This is a genomic window from Thermoplasmata archaeon, from assembly GCA_035632695.1.
Lineage (GTDB): Archaea > Thermoplasmatota > Thermoplasmata > RBG-16-68-12 > RBG-16-68-12 > RBG-16-68-12.
This window is the reverse complement of the sequence record DASQGG010000108.1, coordinates 1-2766: the sequence shown is the minus strand read 5'-3', so window position 1 is coordinate 2766 and position 2766 is coordinate 1. Positions and strand designations below refer to the sequence as shown.

Sequence of the window (2766 nt, the reverse complement as noted above, 5' to 3'; positions counted from 1 at the left end):
CGGGCCGCAACCGTGCAACGCATCCACGAGCAAGATTCACACATGCGGTCTGTGCGCGGCAATCTGGGAGGAGGATCTCTCCGCGCCGACCCCTGCTCCCGCGGCGGTTCGCCCCACAACTGCGGCCACTGCGGCTCCGGTTCCTCCCGCGCCCGCGAAGCCTGCGGTTACCGTGCCGACGACGGCGGCAGCTCCGAAGCCCCCCGTTCTCGCGGCGACGGCTCCGGCGACGTCCGCGCCACGCGCAGCCGCCGTCCCTCAGGCCACGCCGTCCGCGGCACCACCCGCCGCGGTAGGACCGAAGCCCGCCGCTCCCGCGTCCGCGCCTCCGACCCCGGCGCCTCAGGCCCCGACCTTCGTTGCGACAGGAACGCCCGCGGCTCCGCCGGGGTCTTCGCCCGCCGCCGCTGCGAAGGCCCTGAAGACCCTGAGCGACGTCGTTCAGGCGGCCAAGGTCAAGCGGTGCCCCAAGTGCGTCTCCGACGGGCTCGCGGCACCGCTCGACTACTTTGAGGTCAACGGGCGTGTGGTCCTGCAAGACTCTCAGACGTACCGCGGCCACCGCTGGTTCGCGGACACGGGCGAGCTCTACACGGCGCCTTCCGTGCCGGCCGCCGCGCCCGCGCCGAGCCCCGTGAGGCCCGCTTCGCCCGCCCCACCGTCAGCCTAACGTCCCGGATCCCCGGTACCCCGCCCGGCATGGCCTTCCCCGACGACGGCATCCGAGCGACCCTGGCCGAGGTGAAGCGGGAGATCTCCTGCCGGGTCTGCCACGGGGACATCAAGCGCTGCCGCCTCGCGATCTGCCCATACCTCGGGAACGTGCGGAGCTGGTTCACGGAACACCGCGACCTGCGGTCCACGGACCTGTTCGGCGCCTCGCCCCCGAGCGCGTTCGTGGGCTCCTGGGGCTACCCCCGGGTCCTCGTCGGGCCTCTCGTGCCGCCCCTGCGGGATCAGGACACCTCGATCCTGGACGCGTCGGAGACGTGGCTCGCGTACGAGCTGCCCGAGATTCTCCGCTTCCGCCTCTCCCTGGTCCGCGGCAAGGCGCCGCGGAGAGCCACTTCCGCGGCCCATCCGGACACAATCCTGTCCGTGGTCCAAGAGGGCGCCATGGCGTCCCGGCCCGTGGACACGGAGATGTGGCTCGAGAAGACGCCCGTCCTGGTGAGCCCGTTCTCCGCCCGCGCCCCGCCGAGCGGTCCGAGCGCGGACATTCGGAAGGTCGAGCTCGCCTCGAACCCCTCCGTGCCGCGCCGCGTGGACGATCTGGTCTCGGACACGGACGTGCGCGCGGGGGAAGCCGTTGCGGACCTCTACGACCATGGGGTGAGCCAGAGCCACATCACCCGGATCTTCTCCGTGGGGTTGCTCGGCGGCAAGGAGCGCCGCAAGCTCGTCCCCACGGAATGGTCGATTACCGCGGTGGACGACATCCTCGGGCGGCGGCTCCTGGACCAGGTCCGCGAGTTCCCCTGGATCTCCGAGTTCGAGGTCACGAGCGCGACCGGGCTCGCGAACACGGTGGCCATCCTCCTGTTCCCGCAGGCGTTCATGTTCGAGGGGCTCGAGGCGTGGAACCTGTCGTCGAGCCCGACGCCGATCCACGACCACGAGTTCGCGAAAGGGCGCACCCGGTATCCGGACCAGATCGGCGGGGCCTACCACGCGACGAAGAACCCCGTCTTGGAGCACCTCGCGGCTCGCCGACGACAGGCAGGTGCGATCGTCTTCATGGAGGTGTACGACGACTGGATCCCCCTGGGCGTGTTCCGGTACCGCGAACTCGCCCGCGCGGCGCTGGCGAGACCGCCGGCGCGCTTCCGGACGCTGGACGAGGCCGAGCTGGAGGTGGGAAGACGCCTCCGGTTGCCTCTGACGAACTGGTGGCGCGCCAGCGTCCTACGCGCATACCTTCACGGCCAGCGGCGGATCACGGCGTACGGGAAGACCGAGGAAGTCCCCTCGATGCCTAGGGCAAATCAACCTTAAACAAGGTTGATTCCGTCCGCATGACCGGGTCGGGGGTTGTGGCACCCAACGCCGCGGGCGGCCTCGAGTCGGTGCGTCGTCGCGTGCCGTGTTCCGGGCGGGCCCGTCGAGGTTTCGGCTTGCCGAAAAGTCGGACGCTCCTCCCGGAGGGGCCTGATGGCCATGAGCGCACCCGTGCCGAAGCCCGAATCCAACGCGTCCATGCTACACGCTGGCATTACTGTCGGTATATGCTGACTATGGCCAAGGTAAAGATAGACCGGTGCACGAAAGCTACATGCTCACGGAGGCGGAATGACGATGGACCCGATCCTGTCCTTTCTCACACAGCCCTGGATGGTCATCCTCATTGCCGTCGGCGTCTTTGTCCTTCGGGTGGTCTACTTGGCTAAGCGGTTGAAGTCGGCGGCGCGCGCCCCGATGCTCGCGGACACGCGGGCCCTCGAGGAGGCACAGCGCGCCCTGGACGCGCATCACGAGTCCCTTGACAAGGCCAAGCAGACCTTGACGGCCAACCTAGGCGGGGCGCGCGACACGCTACGCCACTACCGGCGCCCCCTGGACCACTCGATCGAGGGCCGCCGCCGCGACCTGGAGATGGGGATGAAGACCCGCGAGGCGAGCAAGAAGGAGTTCGACTCGCTGCGGGAGCAGAAGGCGTTCAAAGAGGCCCAACAGATGCTCCGACGGACCTCCGCCCACAAGCCCCACCGCGCCCCAAAGGATATCTAGCCCGCAACGGATGGCCTGTCCGTCCGGACGAGGGGAGCG

At 69.4% G+C, this 2766-nt stretch carries 3 protein-coding genes; all 3 read left to right on the top strand.

Annotation, left to right across the window (positions count from 1 at the left end; translation table 11 throughout):
* On the top strand, nt 1-670 hold a 670-nt coding region (locus tag VEY12_07370; protein HYM39946.1), incomplete at its 5' end, for a hypothetical protein.
* Nucleotides 671-699: 29 nt separating this feature from the next.
* Nucleotides 700-1995, top strand: a complete 1296-nt coding sequence (locus VEY12_07365; protein HYM39945.1) for a hypothetical protein — start codon at nt 700-702, stop codon at nt 1993-1995.
* Nucleotides 1996-2289: 294 nt separating this feature from the next.
* On the top strand, nt 2290-2727 hold the full coding sequence (locus VEY12_07360; GenBank protein ID HYM39944.1) for a hypothetical protein: 438 nt from the start codon (nt 2290-2292) through the stop codon (nt 2725-2727).
* The last annotated feature ends 39 nt before the right edge of the window (nt 2728-2766 follow it).

Coding starts and splice junctions, on each gene's coding strand:
- VEY12_07365 (HYM39945.1), top strand. CDS start 700: ATGGCCTTCCCCGACGACGGCATCCGAGCGACCCTGGCCGAGGTGAAG.
- VEY12_07360 (HYM39944.1), top strand. CDS start 2,290: ATGACGATGGACCCGATCCTGTCCTTTCTCACACAGCCCTGGATGGTC.